Here is a 13746-nt window from a genome sequence, read left to right as displayed (position 1 = left end):
GTTGACGGCGGGGCTGTTGTCATCGCCATGGCAAGCATCAGACAGCGCGCACACCAGGACGGATCCCCGACGCGGGCGGTGCTGTGGCGCGAGCAGGACAGTGGCGAGCAGACCTCACGCACTGTCGACGACCACCGCGAAGCCGTGATGCTCAAGGACTTCCTCGATGCCAACGGCAATTCCTTCCGCCTGGCCGCCCGGTCCGCCGCTGAGCTCCGTTGCCAAGCCCCTGAGCTCGCCGATGTCGTCACGGGGCACATCGAGGCGTTGACGGGCGTGGAATCCGGCACACGTGTCAGGCATGAGCGTCTCGCCGCCGAGCACATCCTTCCCAGCCTGAACACCCGACCAGTGGACAAGACCACGCGCGCCGACATGGCCTTGTGGTTCAACACTCTGTTCGTCGCGCCCAAGACGCGGAAGAAGATCCACGCCCTCCTTCCGGCTGCCCTGGCGAGAGCTGTGGACGAAAAGCTCATCGACACCGATCCGGCTCAGGGCATCCGTGGTCCCGGGTCCAGCCGTCAGCGCGATGCCGTCGTCCTCACCCCGGAGAGGTGCGCATTATTGGAGAGACCATCGATCCGCGCTGGTCAGGCTCGATCCACCTGCTGGCACACTCGGGGTTGCGCTACGCCGAAGCCACGGCCCTGCGCCCAGTCGATCTCACAACAGCCCACGACCATTCGACTCTCCCTATCAGCCGCGCATGGAAACGGACCGCCAACGGTGAGCAGATCGCCACGCCGAAGTCCCCGCGTTCCCGCCGCCACGTCACGCCCCACAGGGTGGTCGCGTCGCGGTCCAGGCGTCTCTTCCAGTCGGTGGTGGCCAGGCCGGCGTCGACCAGCTCTGTGACGAGTTCGGGGTAGTCCTCCGCGCAGCTCTGTGCCCCGCGGCGAGATACGGGGCGCCTCAGCTGGGAGTGGAGGACTGGGCGGGCTCGCTGAGCCGGTCGGGCCGGATCAGCGGGCAGTCGGGCGCGGCGGGCGTCTGGGTCGTCATGGCGTCCAGGTGTGCGGACGCGCCCCGGCGAGGGAGGGTCAGCGATTCATGAAGTAGCCCCAGTCGGCGGCCTGGTGGAGGTGGGCGTCGGTGTAGCCGGGGTGGTGCTCGCGCAGCTGCTGGACCTGCCGGCCGTTGTCGTCGGGGTAGTACGCGCAGCTCCAGCCTTCTTCGATGAGGGCGTCGGAGCGCGTGACCGCCTCGTCGATCTGCTCGCAGTCGAACAGGTCTCCCAACGCCTCAGAGAGGTTGATCGGACCCAGCCCGTACTCCCCGATGTGGCCGGAGAACCGGCAGTTGAAGTAGTGCAGCTCGAAGACGGCGTTGAGCGCATCCAGCTGACGGGCCTCGGCGATGTCCTTGGCGCGGCGAGCGGCCACCCTGGCCTTGGCCTCCTCGATGCCGGACAGGGCAGCGTCCAGCTGGGTCTCGTAGCGCTCGGGCGGAAAGCCCCCGATGGTCTCTCGCATGTGTTTCAGGGCCCCGGCGCGGTCGGTCTTGCCTTCGGCCATCCGGGTGCCGTTGAACCAAGCGGCCGCGTACAGGCTGGACTCGCGCTGCTCCTCGGTCAGCACCCGGGGCGAGGGCGTGCGACGCGGCCGTGGGGTCGTGGACAGTCTCAGGACAGACGTGCGGGCCGGCCTGTGGTTGTGCGCCCGGCGCCGGCCCAGGAGAAGTCCAAGGCCGGAACCGAGTCCGACGCCGGCGGCGATCCACGACAGCGTCCCGGTGAACGCCCAGAGGGCCGCACCCATCCCGAGCCCGATGAGCAGACCCTTCTGGTGCGGGGCCAGGGAGCTCCAGGCGTCCTCCTTGAAGATGCGTCGACGGGTCATCGGTTCGCACCTCGGCGCAGGACGAACCCGCTGGCAGCACAGGCGACGAGCACCGTGGTGCAGACCCAGAAAGCCGTCGTGCCGCCGCCGTACATGTTGTCCGCCAGCGTGGTCCCCGGGTCGGCGCGCACCCGGTAGTGACAGACCAGGCGTGGCGGAAGGACCGAGAACTCGGCGGTGCCGGTGGGATGCAGGGTGCCGAAGCCGGCGGGAGGGGAGACGCAGGCATTGGTGGCACCCTCATGGATCAGGGCAATGAATTGGACCTCGACCATGGCCATGGTGACCAGCGCCAGCACCGCCACGATGATCACGACGAAGATCTTGTCGCTGTCCTCGCAGGCCGGTGGCGGCGGAACGCGCTCCACCTTTCGGCGGTCACGCCCTTCCGGCGGTTCAGAATGCTGCACGACGGGCTCGCGGAAGCGTGGCAGCGGCCACGAGGACGAGGCCGGCGACGATGATGAACCCGTGCAGGCCGCCGGCCTTCTCGGTGAGCACGACGGGTACCGGGGCGAGGAGCATCGCGACCGAAGCGAGTCGTGCCACCCGAATACGGGAGGGGAGCACCTCGTGTCCACGCAGCACCGGGCCCGCGGTCCCGGACAGAGAGAGCAGGACGATCGTGAGGATTTCCGGTCCCAGCAGCGGGGACGCTCCGAGCAGCGGGTCAGTACCCACCGGTGCCCCGCATCGGAAGCGCAGGGCTGGTGCGGTGCAGCTGGAAGAGGGTGTGGGCGGAGACGACCGCGAGCACCCCCACGATCGCCACGGCGAAGATCGCGCCGGACAGCGCGGCGGGGATCATCGGGAGGACGGAGAGCACGGACACCAGGGCGATCACTCCGGCGGCGGTGCGTCGGCCGGGGTCTACGGGGCGGACCCCACGCATGATCGGCCAGATGAGGATCAGCTGGGCCACGACCATCCCGGCGGGGATGCCCAGACCGATGATGAAGTAGCCGGCGCCGAACAGGATCAGGGGGATGTTCTCCACAGTGAGGTCTTTCGGTCAGGGTGTCGGAGGTGTGTGGGGCAGCCTGCGCAGGCGCACCAGAGTGAGCACTGCCGGGACGGTCAGCCCGCCGAGCAGCAGCAGCCCGAAGACCCCCAGGAACCAGGCCATGATCAGCAGCGGCGCCGCGGCGATGAGCGAGAGGATCGCCAGCACGGTCGCCGCGGTCCGCCGGCGTTCGGTGACCGCCTCCCGGCGCAGGATCGGGGCCTCGACGATGAGCGCGGCGATGATCAGCACCGGGTAGCCCAGCAGCGGCAGGGCGAACATCAGCGCCTCGAGCGCCCAGACTGTCTCCTGTTCCACAGCGGCTCTCCTACCCGTCTCCGGGCGCCGGAAGGCTGCCGCTCGGTCCGGCCGCAGGTGTGCGGCCCAGCTGGATGAGGGTAGCGGCCGCCGAGGCGACCAATGCGGTCATCAGCGCGATCCCGTAGACCCCGAGGTCCAGGACCCAGCCGATGAGCTGGAACGCCCAGAACAGGCACAGCAGCGAGAAGATGACCGCTGCGGTCCGACGCCCGGCGCTGACCGGCTGCCGCCGACGAAAGACCGGGGCGGCGACGGAGATCAGAGCCACGAGCAGTGCGGGGCCGATCAGGTACGGGAGGAGGAAGATCAGTTCGAAGACCGTCTCGACGGTCGCGTTGTCGCCCATGGGGGCCTTCCGGTCAGGGTGCGCTGGAGCGGCGCTGTTGGTCAGAACCTAGCGGTGGAGCGGTCGTTCAGGAGGGAACTGGGGCTTCGAGCCAGGTGATGCGGGCGAGGCGCTCAGGGCCGCGTCTGGGCCCGGGCGGTGTAGAGCCGGCGGGGGAACCCGGGGGCTCAGAATCGGGTCAGCGCAGGATGCAGCCGCGGTGCGGGCTGGCGTGGGTGGAGTGCAGCGTGCAGCAGTAGTCGGTGTGGTTGTAGGCCGGGAATTCGTACTCCGCCTCCAGCTCCTCGATCGGCAGGAAGTCACGCACCTTCTGCGCCATGCCGCCGGGGGAGTGGACGAGAGCGACCCGGCGGCCGGAGCGTCGCCCGGTGAGGATCCACAGCTTGCCGGTGGCCTTCTCCTGGTAGGTGTAGCCGTCGCCCACAGGAATGGGCAGGGTCACGGGGTGCGACAGAGGCTCGGTCATCGGCGGGTCAGCTCGATCTCGGTGAAGATGTCGCACTCGCACGGGCTCATTGCGCCGTAGTACGAGCAGGTCTGGGGTGGCCGCAGGATGTCACCGGGTCACGGTTGTGCCACGGCCAGCAGCAGGCCGGCGCCATGAGGGGTGCCCAGAGGGATCCTGATGGCATGGAGACCAGGATCTACGGGCCGGTGGGTCCCGAGGACGGGCGTACTGCGCTGATGGGTCCGTTGACCGCCCGGACCATGCTGCCCCCGGAGCTGACCGAGGGGCGCCTGTCGGTCGTCGAGCACTATCTGGACCCGAAGGAGCTGGGTGCGCCGCTGCACCGTCACGCCCGGGAGGACGAGTACACCGTGGTGCTTCAGGGCCGGATGGGCGTGCTGCTCGGTGAGGACGTCTACGAGGCCGGGCCCGGGGAGCTGGTGCTCAAGCCGCGGCACCAGTGGCACGCCTTCTGGAACCCCGGCCCGGAGCGGGCCCGGCTGCTGGAGATCATCTCCCCGGCCGGTTTCGAGCAGTTCTTCCAGGAGATCGGTCAGTACTACGGGCCTGACCGGGACATGGACCTGGAGAAGTTCCTGGCTGCCTGCGACCGGTACGCCCTGGAGATGGACCTGGAGTCGATGCCCGAGCTGATCGGCCGCTTCGGCCTCACCCCGCCACCGGAGATGACCGCCGGCGGCGGGTGAGGCAGAGCCGGTACGAGCCGATCAGCGGGCGCAGACTGCCAGAGCCAGCGCTGCCAGTGTCATCGCATCGGTGATCGCCCCGGAGCCGATGAGCTGCGGCATCCCGGAGGCCGACACCCAGACCTGCGCTGCTCCCGTGATGCCCTCGACGTGGCCGGTGTCGGGGGCGTAGTCCAGGTGGACGGCGTAGACGGTGACCTCGGTGGTCAGCAGCCCCGAGTCGGGGTGGATGGTCCCCAGCCGCTTCAAGGCCGCCCCGGCCCAGGCCGGGCCCACCTCTTCGACCATTTCGCGCACCGCGGCCGCCGCTGCGTCCTCGCCGGCGCCTGCTCCGCCGCGGGGGGAACTCGAGCAGGGTGGTGCCGACCGGGAACCGGTGCACGATCAGCAACCCGTAGGAGGTACCGGCCCATCCGTTGACCCCGGTGGCGGGGGAGATCAGGGCGCTGGTGTCGGGGGGTAGTCACGAACCCATTGTGTGCGGGGAAACGGGACGAGCTCCGCATCGCGTGTGCGGACCTCCGGTGCTGTCGGCATTAGGTACGGTGGCGCGGTCGTTCGCCGAGGAAAGGCTCCCGCACCATGCCTGACATCTCGTGGCTGCTGGAGTCGCTGCACCACGTCGCGCTGCGTGTTGGGCGAGCCGACGAGTTGGGCCTGCAGGCGGTCCACGATTCCCACCTGTGGCCCCGACAGGGGCCGGTGGAGCTGGTGTCGCGCGTCGACGACCAGGCGAAGAGTCTGATGCTTCGATCGGTGGCCCCGGTGCCGCCGCGGATTTCCCTGCTGTTCAGCGAGGCCGTCCACCAGCTGCGTGCCGCTCTCGACAACGTCGTGTTCAACCTGGCCTCGGAAACGGTGCCAGGACCCATGACCGAGAAGCAGGTGAAGGCCGCGTCCTTCCCCATCGCCAGGGACGATGCTGCGCTGAGGGGCTGGACCAAGCGGATGCGCCGTGACGGTCTGCCCGGCCTGACGGACGGGGCGTTGTCAGACCGGATCGCCTGCCTGCAGTCCTTCGTCGACTTTGGGCGACAGATCGAGTCTGTGATCCCGTGGCTGGGACAGATGCTGGGGATGCCGCTTGACCGGGTGCACGCGCTGATGCTGCTGCAGGAGTACTCCAACCAGGACAAGCACCGTACGCTGCGGACCGCCGGCCACCCGGGCATCGCCACCGTCTACGGCGAGACGTTCGGCGAGGACGACCGCTCCCCGCGGGGGCTGGCTCCGGCGACGTGGTCCTCTCCCAGCCCGCGGGCAGTCCGGGCAAGGAGATCGACACCTGGGCCTATGTGGCGGTCGAGCGCCCGTTCGACCCGCCAGTGGTGGTCGGCGCCGGGTAGTAGGTGCGCCCGAGCTCGCCCTCCTCGCGGATCTCGATCTGAGAGGCGATCGGGTGGATGGAGGAGGTGGAGTGGTTGATGTAGGAGATCGAGCCGGTCGGCGGCACGGCCTGCAGGTTCTGTTTGTAGATCCCGTGCTCCATGACCGAGGTATTGAGCTGCGCTCAGTCCTCGCGGGTCGGCAGCGTCATGCCGAACTTCTCGAACAGCGCTCGCACGGTCTCGGTGGCCGGGGTCCAGTCGCGGGTCGTGCACTTGTCTCAGTACTCGCCGATGACGTGCTTGGAGCGGGAGAACCCGTCGAAGGTCCCGCCCTTCTCGATGGCGATCAGGTTGGACGCGCGCACCGCGTGGTAGGTCACCACTCCGAAGTAGATGGACGTTAAGTCCACCGCCTCGACGGAGTCGTAGTGGATGCGCTCGCGGCCCAGGAACCCGTGGAGGTTCATCTGGCCCAGCTCGATGGCGTGGGAGCGGGCGTTGCCGGCGGCGATCGAGGGGACGATATGGATGTCGGAGGGATCCGAGACCGTGGTGAGTCCGCGCACGGCCGTCCCGACGGTGGCGCCGGGGTCGCCGCCGTCCATCGCCATCGCGATGTTCATCGACCCGAGGTTGCAGGAGATGTCCTTGCCGACGTGGTCGTACTCGCCCCAGGAGTTGTAGGTCGAGCGTTCGGAGACCCGGAGGAACTCGGAGCGCAGGTTCGAGCCGTTCAACGACGACGTGGTCGTCAACCTCTACGCCAACATCGTGTTCGACGGCCCTGGGGTCAAGGGGCCTTGGTGAACAAGGCGCAGTAGCCGTTCCACTGAGGCCGTCCGTCAGGGATGACCGCTGTCGCAGTCGACCTTCGCTGGCCTGGGCGCGCCCCCGCCGGGGCGGAGACCACCAACGAGAGGCACCCCCATGTCCGAGCACCAGTCCGGCACCGAGGACGTCGTGGCTGCGCGGCTGATGGCCGACCCGGAGCTGGACGGGCCGGTGGGCGTCCCGCTGGCCGTGCTGGACGAGCACCTGGAGCGCTTCACCGCGGACCGGCCGTTCCTCACCACCGAGGACGCGCTGCGGGCGGTGCTGCGCGACTCTGGGGTGCGTGCCAAGCTCACCCCCGCGCACCTCAGCATCGTGGGCTGGAGCGAGGACGGCTGGCAGCTCATGGAGATTCACCCGAACTGTCTGAGCCGGTCCCGCCGGATCCGAGCCACCGCGCCGCCAGGCACCGGGCGCACGATAGCCAGCATCTGCGGTCGGTCGTCCGAGACGTGAAGGCTCAGCCTGTGGGATGGTGTACGAAAGCGAACCACGCATGTGGGAGTGGTCGAGGGCGTTACCGCCGACGCTCTGACGTCGACCCGCCAGAGCCTCGGGTGCACCAGAAGGAGATCCACGATGCAGACAATCAACACACCGGCCCTGGTGACCTCGGGCGGTCTCGCCGCGCTGCTGCTGCTGAGCGGATGCGGTGCCGAAGAGGCGTCGTCGTCGACCCCCACGGCCACGGTCACCGTCACCCAGGACACCTCCGAGGCGGACCAGCGGGTGGCCGATGCCGAGGCCAAGGCTCAGGAGGCCGAGGAGCGGGCCGCGGAAGCGGAGCAGCGCGCCGAGGAGGCGGAAGCGGAAGCAGAGGCCAAGGCAGCGGCAGAGGCCGAAGCGGAAGCCAAGGCCGCCGAGGCCGCTGAGGAGGCAGCACAGCCGGAGCCGCCGGCTCCGGAGCCGAAGGCCGACCAGTCGGGGTTGACGCTGGCGCAGCAGAACGCGGTGCGCTCGGCCCAGAGCTACCTCGACTTCACCGCGTTCTCGCGGTCCGGGCTCATCGATCAGCTGGTCTTCGAGGACTACTCGACCGAGGACGCGACCGTGGCCGTCGACAGCCTGACGATCGACTACAACGCCCAGGCCGCAAAGGCCGCCCAGAACTACCTCGACTTCTCGGGCTTCTCCCGCGGGGGCCTCATCGAGCAGCTGATGTTCGAGGGGTACACCGCCGAGCAGGCGACGTACGGGGTGGACCAGGTCGGGCTCTGAGCCGCTGATCTGCGGGGTGCCGGCACACCGCGCGGTGACGCTGACAACCAGCTTGCAGGCTGGAGACATCACGACGGCGAGGTGATGATCGACGCGCAAAGACGATCCGAGCCTCGGCGAGCGCCATAGCTCGGGTCTCGACCGGGGTCGTCTTCGGGGGAGACTGGGACCATGTCTGATCCCGCGCGGGACCCGCACCCCGATCCGGACGACATGCTGGACGCGCTGCAGGTGCCCGGTGAGGTCGTCGAGGAGTCGAACCTGGCTGACCGGCGCCCGGACGTGAACCGGTTGCGCGCGGTGCGCACGGGGGAGGGGACGGCGGCCCTCTACGTCGGCTGGCCGGAGAACTCCGACACCTTCGCCCTGCCGGCGCGGATCTACGAGCAGGCTCGCGCGTTCGCTCAGGCGACCAAGCGGGAGGATCGGCTGCCGGCTCGCGCTCCGCTCATCGTGGGGGGAGTTCTGCACCAAGGGATGTCTAACATGTGGACCATCGAGTCGAGGTACTTCTCCCGGGTCTGCGGGTGGCGTGGGTCGTGGCGCCTGGATCGGAATATCTGTTCGTGCTTCGCGTACCGCTCACGTTCAGCTCGAGCCCGGGCGCGGGCGAGCCGGGGGAGCGCAGACGGTCCCCATCGGTCCTTGCGCTTGCACATCACGTCCTCCCCGGTGCCTCGACGATCCGCAGGCCCGGCACGTCCTCGGCCACCCGGTAGGCGACCGCCCGCCACCACCGGGCGGTAGGCGGCAAGGGTGCGCCCGGCAGGTCGAGGGCCGGCATGTCGGTGTCGCGGTCGTAGACCTCGAAGACCGGGTCGGGCCCGGCGTGCTCGAGCAGGTGAGCCGCCAGCTGGTCCGCGACCTGGGCGGTGTACGCCTCGATCCGCTCGACGTCGTCGCGGACGCCGTCCGGGATGGGCCGGCGGCCGGACTCCCAGTCGTCGACCGAGCGCAGTCCGACGTTCAGGGCTGCGGCGAGCTGCTCGCGCGACAGGCCCAGGGCCTCGCGCACGATCTTCAGCTCGATCGGCGTCATCCGCCCGTCGGCCGGCACCTGACCCGCGGGGAGCGGCTGCGGACGGGACTGCGCCCAGGCGACCAGGTCCTCATTCATGAGCCCTGCACCGTCTCCCCGGTGTCGTCGTCGGGGTGGGCGGCGCCGAAGGCCCAGTTCCACGGGGTGGTCAGGAAGTCGTAGGCGTCCTGCGGGAAGCCGTCGGTGTCGATCAGGTCCCGGGCGGCGAGGGCGATCAGGGCGTGGGCCACGGGCATCTGAAAGCTGGTGGCGGTGGCTGCGGCGGCGTGCTTCAGGGCGTCCCCGGACGGCGGCGTGGAGTCGGGGCGGGTGTGCCGGTGCATCTGCAGGAACAGGTCGGTGGCGATCGCCTGGGACAGATTCCGCCAAGAACCCAGGACGAGATCCAGAGAGTTCTGGCGTCCGGCGGCAGCTGCGGCGCTGACGGCCAGCTTCACCGCGGCCAAGCCGAGCGCGTCGTAGTCGACCTCGGCGGGGGCGTTGTCGGTGACGAACTTCTGATGGAGCTCGGACGCCTTGCGCAGCGCCTGCGACTCGTCGAGCCCGATGTCGGCCGCCTTCTCGAAGACGGCCTGGACCTGCGGGGCCTGGGGCCCGGCCGCGGCGGCGAGGATCTCGGAGTTCTGCCAGGTGGGGGTGCTCATCGCACGGTGCTCCTCGGGGAGTCGGAGGCGGTGAGCGACGTCTTCGCCCGGTGCCTGCTGGTCGCACCGTAGCAGGCGTGCCAACGGCGACAACAGAACCGGCAAGAGCAGGGACGCGTCTGGCCGCCTTCGCTGCTCGAGCCTGAGGATCGCCCGATCGATGGCCTCGAAACGTTCCGGGCAACCATAGGAGGCGCGAACCTCAGCGCGTCCTCGGCGTTGAAGTCATCAGGGCTCACCAGCCAACGGCAAACCTCGCCGTCCAGGTCGGAACCGAGCCGGCGCCACCGCGCGGCGTTCGACGAAGGCGTCCGTCCTTCGAATGCCCGGTCCTCCATGTTCTCCGAGGCAGTTCCCAGCAGCAGGTGCGTGGTCGGCTGCAGCGACGCGCGCACGCACAGCGGCACATCGAACCAGTGCAGCGCGGTCCGGACCTCGATCGCCTCCAGACCGCCGTGGACGGTGCCCAGGCCCCGCACCGGTGGGCGGAGACGACCTTCTGGCCGGCCAGGGTGCTGAACCAGAACCGGCCGTACCCGTCGTCGCTGATCGCGCCCAGCCACCACCAGCAAGCATCGGGAGTCGGGCCCTTGAGCACGTGGGCGTAGAACCGCTCCACATCGACCGGGTTCACGGCAACCTCCTCCGCACCCGAGACCATCATCGACCCGGCGGCCACGGCCCCCTCCAGCCGAACGTGGCCCGCCCCTGCTCGCTGCACCACGGTTCGCCGATGAGGGGTCAGACAGCCCCGGTCTCCTCGTGGCACGATGCGAGCAAGCAAGGCGATGGGCGAGAAGGAGTGCAGGGTGTCGAGGCGATGGCAGCAGGTGCTCATCCAAGCGGCGATCATCGTGGCCCTCATCGTGGGGCTGCGTCTGATCCTGGGCGAGTGGAACTGGTGGATGACCGCGATCGGCGTGGCCGCTTTGCTGCTGAGCAACCTCTGGTCTCCCGGCACCCGTCGCGGCGGGCAGACCGGCCCCCAGGAGAGGCCATGACACCGGACCGGTCCCTGCACGGGCACCTGATCGCGATGCTCGTCGGCGCGGCGCTCCTGGTACTGGCGCAGGTGGGCACGTGGCCGCCGCTGACCGCATTCGAGCGGGCCCTGACCGGGCTCACCGTGACCGCGGTGCTGATCGCCGTGTCCCGGCCGGTCCACGAGTGGCGGCAGAGTCGGCACCGCCGCGGACCGGACCACCAGCCATGACCGAGGAACGGCAATGGCCCCAGCGCGTGTGGTTCGCTGACGTGCTGACCGACACGCTGAGCATTTTCGTGATCGTCGTCGTCGGACTGCTCTACGGATGGGGTGCGGCCGTCCTGGTCGGCCTGGTGGTTGTCCCCTTGGGATTGTGGTGGAGGCTCGGTCCGTTCTGGTCCCGGGAGCAGCGATCGCGGATCCGTCGGCGGGCCCAGCAGCGCGCCGGCGACCGGCAGGTGTAGGTCGTGTCGAAGGCGCGTCGGTGGTACGTGACGTTCCTGGGGCTGATGCTCGCTGTGTGCATTTGGTTGGGGCTCGAAGGAGCCCTGGGCGCATGGTTCACCGCTGTCGCCTTCGCCTGTCTCATCGCCTCGGTCGTCCAGCAGGACCGGCGGGCCCGGCGCCGGTAGCCGACGCGACGAGGTTTCCCGGGCTCGTGGTGGGGCACAAGAGCGACCGTCGGCGGGATGGGAGGCGTCATGTATCCGCCCTGAGTCACGAGCCTGCGACGATGCGGCCGGAGTCCTTGGTGCCCCAGTCAGCCGGCGCCTACCGTCGAGTGCCGGCCCTGCCGAGCAGGTGGGGCCTGGGTCCACCAGAAGCGGAGATCACCATGAGCGACACCCACACGTCCGTCGTCGGACCAGTCCCGGGCGAGGGCATGGACCGCCGGGAGCAGGTCGAGCACGCCATCGCATCCATCAATGCCCACGATGCCGCAGGGGCTGCGGCCACCTACGCCCCGGACGCCGTCGTCTACACCGCTGCCTCGCCTGAGCCGGTACGTGGCCGAGCGGCTATCCAGCAGGACTTCCAGCAATGGATCACCGCGATGCCGGACATGAAGCTGGAGATCGAGGAGGTGGCGATCGATGGCCCCACGGCAGCGATGCGGCTGCTGTTCGTGGGCACCCACACGGGGCCGCTGACGACTCCCCTGGGGGTGGTCGAGCCCTCTGGCCGGCGGGTGTCCGTCCCCATGGCCGTCTTCAACCGGCACGACGAGAGCGGGACGACCGAGGTGGAGCACCGCTACCTCGACATGATGTCCATGGCCCAGCAGCTCGGCATCGTTTGACCCACCAGGCGGGGAACGCCCCGGTCTCCTCGCTGGCCCGGCCCTCCAACAGGGCGTAGAGGGAGACCTCCACGACCGCGGTCAGGAACCCGTCCTCAGCGGCGGCCTCGGTGATCGTCATCGGCTTCTCCAGCGTGGCCAGGCCCAGCTGCGCGACGTGGACGGCCAGGGATTCCGGGACGTGGCCGGCGGCGACAGCGTCGGTGACAGTGGGTGAAGCGGGTGCGTTCGTGGTCGTTTCCATGCCCTCCATGTGTGCGGACAAGAGCCCAGCCCTCGCAGGCGGTGCAGTACGGCACCGCGCCCGCCTGATGGGTGAGCCGGGAGCGGTGCCGGGCCGGGAGACCAGAGCAGCAGGTGCACTCGGCGATGCGCTCCGGGGCCCGAGGAGCACAGGAGATGGCCACGTGCCCGGAAGTCACGGTCATGTGGTCACTAGGTGACGGGCAGCTCGTGGAGGCCGTAGATGTCGGAGTCGTTCTTGAAGGGCAACTCGTTGACGGGAACCGCGCACCGGAGGTCGGGGATACGCCGGAACAAGGTGTTGATGACGATCTGCAGCTCCAGGCGGGCGAGGTTCTGGCCCAGGCACTGGTGCGGGCCGTAGCCGAAGGCGAGGTGGTGGCGTCCGCCCCGGTCGATGTCGAAGGCCTCCGGGTCGGTGAACACCTCCGGATCGCGGTTGGCGGTGTTGGACAGGCCGAGGACTCCTTCCCCGGCACGGATGAGCACCCCGCCGATCTCCACGTCTTCCAGGGCCACCCGTGAGGTCCCCAGTTCGGCGATCGTGAACCAGCGCAGCAGCTCCTCCACGGCATCGGGGGTCCTGCTGGGATCCTGGCGGACCACAGCCAGGTCTTCGGGGTGCTCGAGCAGTGCCAGCACGCCCAGGGAAATCATGTTCGCCGTGGTCTCATGACCGGCCACCAGCAGCAGGAAGGCCAGACTGACCAGGGCTTCATGGTCCACACCGCCCTTCTCCTGTTGTTTGCGGATCTGGCGGCCCAGCAGGTCGTCGGTGGGGTCCTGCTCCTTCGCGCTGATCAGTCGGTCGAGGTAGGACAGCAGTTCGCCCAGTGCCTGCTGGATCTGCTGCACCGCCACGCTGCGGGAGAGCAGGGTGGCCGAGCGGGTCTGGAAGAAGTCGTGGTCGGCGTAGGGCACCCCGAGCAGCTCACAGGTCACCAGTGAGGGCACCGGCAGGGACAGCGTCTGCACCAGGTCCACCGGGCGGGGTCCGGCCTGCAGGACATCGATGCGCTCGTCCACGATCTGCTGGATGCGCGGACCGAGTGCGGTGATCCGTTTGAGGGTGAACTCTCCCATCACCGCCCGGCGGGCCGGTCCGTGCTCGGGCGGGTCCATGCCGAGCAGGCTCAAGGACACCGGGATCGCTTCGTGTGTAGGGGCCGGGAACCCGGGGTGGTTGCGGTCGGAGCTGAACCACGGATCGGCCAGCATCGCCCGGATGTCCTCGTGGCGGGTCAACGCCCATACGGTCATCCCTGAGGGCAGGGTGACCCGGGAGATGGGCGCCTTTTCGCGCAATTGCAGGTGCTCGGGCGGTGGGGCGTCGGGGCACTGACGGGTCAGTGGCAGGGCGACGGGTTCGGTGGAGGTCATGGCGCACCTCAGTCCTGGTAACCGTACGGCGCAGCTTCTTCCGTGGAGATCCACGCTACCGAGCCGCCGGAAAACCGTCCATATGCGTCACGACCAGCGACGATAGAGGTCC

At 69.2% G+C, this 13746-nt stretch carries 20 protein-coding genes and 2 pseudogenes; 9 read left to right on the top strand and 13 right to left on the bottom strand.

What is annotated here, in order from left to right:
- Positions 1-114: 114 nt before the first annotated feature.
- The 8 genes from AVL61_RS14240 to AVL61_RS14210 form a co-directional block, all read right to left on the bottom strand.
- A complete protein-coding gene (locus AVL61_RS14240) occupies positions 115-432 on the bottom strand; it encodes a hypothetical protein (RefSeq protein WP_157571448.1) in 318 nt (105 codons plus the stop codon).
- A gap of 611 nt (positions 433-1043) precedes the next feature.
- Positions 1044-1841 carry a hypothetical protein gene (locus tag AVL61_RS14235; protein ID WP_058874988.1) on the bottom strand — a complete coding sequence of 266 codons (798 nt, stop codon included), beginning with the start codon at positions 1839-1841 and terminating at the stop codon, positions 1044-1046.
- The gene (locus tag AVL61_RS14230) at positions 1838-2251 is read right to left on the bottom strand and encodes a hypothetical protein (protein ID WP_157571447.1); all 414 of its coding nucleotides are present in this window, start codon (positions 2249-2251) and stop codon (positions 1838-1840) included. The genes AVL61_RS14235 and AVL61_RS14230 overlap by 4 nt, the downstream gene beginning before the upstream one ends.
- On the bottom strand, positions 2238-2522 hold the full coding sequence (locus tag AVL61_RS18030; protein ID WP_157571446.1) for a hypothetical protein: 285 nt from the start codon (positions 2520-2522) through the stop codon (positions 2238-2240). Before AVL61_RS18030 ends, AVL61_RS14230 begins: the two co-directional genes overlap by 14 nt.
- A complete protein-coding gene (locus AVL61_RS14225; protein ID WP_058874986.1) occupies positions 2512-2838 on the bottom strand; it encodes a hypothetical protein in 327 nt (108 codons plus the stop codon). Before AVL61_RS14225 ends, AVL61_RS18030 begins: the two co-directional genes overlap by 11 nt.
- Before the next feature lie 15 nt (positions 2839-2853).
- Positions 2854-3162: a hypothetical protein gene (locus AVL61_RS14220; RefSeq protein WP_058874985.1), complete on the bottom strand. Its 309-nt coding sequence runs from the start codon at positions 3160-3162 to the stop codon at positions 2854-2856.
- 10 nt (positions 3163-3172) lie between these two features.
- Complete coding sequence (locus tag AVL61_RS14215) at positions 3173-3511, bottom strand: hypothetical protein (RefSeq protein ID WP_058874984.1); 339 nt, start codon at positions 3509-3511, stop codon at positions 3173-3175.
- A gap of 178 nt (positions 3512-3689) precedes the next feature.
- A complete protein-coding gene (locus AVL61_RS14210; protein ID WP_058874983.1) occupies positions 3690-3977 on the bottom strand; it encodes a hypothetical protein in 288 nt (95 codons plus the stop codon).
- A gap of 164 nt (positions 3978-4141) precedes the next feature.
- On the opposite strand from AVL61_RS14210, the gene AVL61_RS14205 reads away from it, so the two are divergent.
- Complete coding sequence (locus AVL61_RS14205; protein WP_197412720.1) at positions 4142-4666, top strand: cupin domain-containing protein; 525 nt, start codon at positions 4142-4144, stop codon at positions 4664-4666.
- A 21-nt stretch (positions 4667-4687) separates the two neighbouring features.
- On the opposite strand, the pseudogene AVL61_RS14200 reads toward AVL61_RS14205, so the two are convergent.
- Positions 4688-5011: pseudogene (locus tag AVL61_RS14200) on the bottom strand (NUDIX domain-containing protein); the annotation flags it as partial.
- A gap of 237 nt (positions 5012-5248) precedes the next feature.
- Here AVL61_RS14200 and AVL61_RS18515 point away from each other — a divergent pair.
- A complete protein-coding gene (locus tag AVL61_RS18515) occupies positions 5249-6091 on the top strand; it encodes a hypothetical protein (RefSeq protein ID WP_058874980.1) in 843 nt (280 codons plus the stop codon).
- Here the strand turns inward: AVL61_RS18515 and AVL61_RS17600 are convergent.
- Positions 5991-6722, bottom strand: a pseudogene (locus AVL61_RS17600) (class 1b ribonucleoside-diphosphate reductase subunit alpha); the annotation flags it as partial. The gene AVL61_RS18515 and the pseudogene AVL61_RS17600 overlap by 101 nt on opposite strands.
- 199 nt (positions 6723-6921) lie before the next feature.
- Between AVL61_RS17600 and AVL61_RS14185 the strand changes: the two are divergent.
- The gene (locus AVL61_RS14185; RefSeq protein WP_058874978.1) at positions 6922-7281 is read left to right on the top strand and encodes a hypothetical protein; all 360 of its coding nucleotides are present in this window, start codon (positions 6922-6924) and stop codon (positions 7279-7281) included.
- Between the two features lie 123 nt (positions 7282-7404).
- Positions 7405-8043: an Ltp family lipoprotein gene (locus AVL61_RS14180; protein ID WP_058874977.1), complete on the top strand. Its 639-nt coding sequence runs from the start codon at positions 7405-7407 to the stop codon at positions 8041-8043.
- A gap of 658 nt (positions 8044-8701) precedes the next feature.
- On the opposite strand, the gene AVL61_RS14175 is transcribed toward AVL61_RS14180, so the two are convergent.
- Both AVL61_RS14175 and AVL61_RS14170 read right to left on the bottom strand, forming a co-directional pair.
- Positions 8702-9160 (bottom strand): helix-turn-helix domain-containing protein, encoded by a 459-nt coding sequence (locus AVL61_RS14175; protein ID WP_058874976.1) that lies wholly within the window; start codon positions 9158-9160, stop codon positions 8702-8704.
- Positions 9157-9726: a hypothetical protein gene (locus tag AVL61_RS14170; protein WP_058874975.1), complete on the bottom strand. Its 570-nt coding sequence runs from the start codon at positions 9724-9726 to the stop codon at positions 9157-9159. Before AVL61_RS14170 ends, AVL61_RS14175 begins: the two co-directional genes overlap by 4 nt.
- A gap of 809 nt (positions 9727-10535) precedes the next feature.
- Between AVL61_RS14170 and AVL61_RS14160 the strand changes: the two genes are divergently transcribed.
- The 5 genes from AVL61_RS14160 (at position 10536) to AVL61_RS18245 (ending at position 12011) form a co-directional block, all read left to right on the top strand.
- Positions 10536-10727 carry a hypothetical protein gene (locus AVL61_RS14160; protein ID WP_058874973.1) on the top strand — a complete coding sequence of 64 codons (192 nt, stop codon included), beginning with the start codon at positions 10536-10538 and terminating at the stop codon, positions 10725-10727.
- On the top strand, positions 10724-10939 hold the full coding sequence (locus AVL61_RS14155; protein ID WP_058874972.1) for a hypothetical protein: 216 nt from the start codon (positions 10724-10726) through the stop codon (positions 10937-10939). Before AVL61_RS14160 ends, AVL61_RS14155 begins: the two co-directional genes overlap by 4 nt.
- Positions 10936-11175: a hypothetical protein gene (locus AVL61_RS18255; RefSeq protein WP_058874971.1), complete on the top strand. Its 240-nt coding sequence runs from the start codon at positions 10936-10938 to the stop codon at positions 11173-11175. Before AVL61_RS14155 ends, AVL61_RS18255 begins: the two co-directional genes overlap by 4 nt.
- 3 nt (positions 11176-11178) lie before the next feature.
- Positions 11179-11343, top strand: coding sequence for a hypothetical protein (locus AVL61_RS18250; RefSeq protein WP_197412719.1), 165 nt, complete (start codon positions 11179-11181; stop codon positions 11341-11343).
- Positions 11344-11546: 203 nt separating this feature from the next.
- On the top strand, positions 11547-12011 hold the full coding sequence (locus tag AVL61_RS18245) for an ester cyclase (RefSeq protein ID WP_058874970.1): 465 nt from the start codon (positions 11547-11549) through the stop codon (positions 12009-12011).
- A gap of 435 nt (positions 12012-12446) precedes the next feature.
- Here the strand turns inward: AVL61_RS18245 and AVL61_RS14140 are convergent, their stop codons facing one another.
- Entirely contained in the window at positions 12447-13634 is a 1188-nt protein-coding gene (locus tag AVL61_RS14140; RefSeq protein WP_058874969.1) for a cytochrome P450, read from the bottom strand.
- Positions 13635-13746: the final 112 nt, after the last annotated feature.

It is taken from the genome of Kocuria rosea subsp. polaris (assembly GCF_001483755.1).
GTDB lineage: Bacteria > Actinomycetota > Actinomycetes > Actinomycetales > Micrococcaceae > Kocuria > Kocuria cellulosilytica.
Note: the sequence above shows the minus strand (reverse complement) of the source record. Positions and strands in the feature narration are given on the sequence as shown.

Bases quoted from the DNA above. Each gene is read 5' to 3' on its own strand.
- AVL61_RS14235 (WP_058874988.1), bottom strand. From the start codon at position 1,841: ATGACCCGTCGACGCATCTTCAAGGAGGACGCCTGGAGCTCCCTGGCC.
- AVL61_RS14215 (WP_058874984.1), bottom strand. From the start codon at position 3,511: ATGGGCGACAACGCGACCGTCGAGACGGTCTTCGAACTGATCTTCCTC.
- AVL61_RS14210 (WP_058874983.1), bottom strand. From the start codon at position 3,977: ATGACCGAGCCTCTGTCGCACCCCGTGACCCTGCCCATTCCTGTGGGC.
- AVL61_RS14205 (WP_197412720.1), top strand. From the start codon at position 4,142: ATGGAGACCAGGATCTACGGGCCGGTGGGTCCCGAGGACGGGCGTACT.
- AVL61_RS18515 (WP_058874980.1), top strand. From the start codon at position 5,249: ATGCCTGACATCTCGTGGCTGCTGGAGTCGCTGCACCACGTCGCGCTG.
- AVL61_RS14185 (WP_058874978.1), top strand. From the start codon at position 6,922: ATGTCCGAGCACCAGTCCGGCACCGAGGACGTCGTGGCTGCGCGGCTG.
- AVL61_RS14180 (WP_058874977.1), top strand. From the start codon at position 7,405: ATGCAGACAATCAACACACCGGCCCTGGTGACCTCGGGCGGTCTCGCC.
- AVL61_RS14175 (WP_058874976.1), bottom strand. From the start codon at position 9,160: ATGAATGAGGACCTGGTCGCCTGGGCGCAGTCCCGTCCGCAGCCGCTC.
- AVL61_RS14170 (WP_058874975.1), bottom strand. From the start codon at position 9,726: ATGAGCACCCCCACCTGGCAGAACTCCGAGATCCTCGCCGCCGCGGCC.
- AVL61_RS14155 (WP_058874972.1), top strand. From the start codon at position 10,724: ATGACACCGGACCGGTCCCTGCACGGGCACCTGATCGCGATGCTCGTC.
- AVL61_RS18255 (WP_058874971.1), top strand. From the start codon at position 10,936: ATGACCGAGGAACGGCAATGGCCCCAGCGCGTGTGGTTCGCTGACGTG.
- AVL61_RS18245 (WP_058874970.1), top strand. From the start codon at position 11,547: ATGAGCGACACCCACACGTCCGTCGTCGGACCAGTCCCGGGCGAGGGC.
- AVL61_RS14140 (WP_058874969.1), bottom strand. From the start codon at position 13,634: ATGACCTCCACCGAACCCGTCGCCCTGCCACTGACCCGTCAGTGCCCC.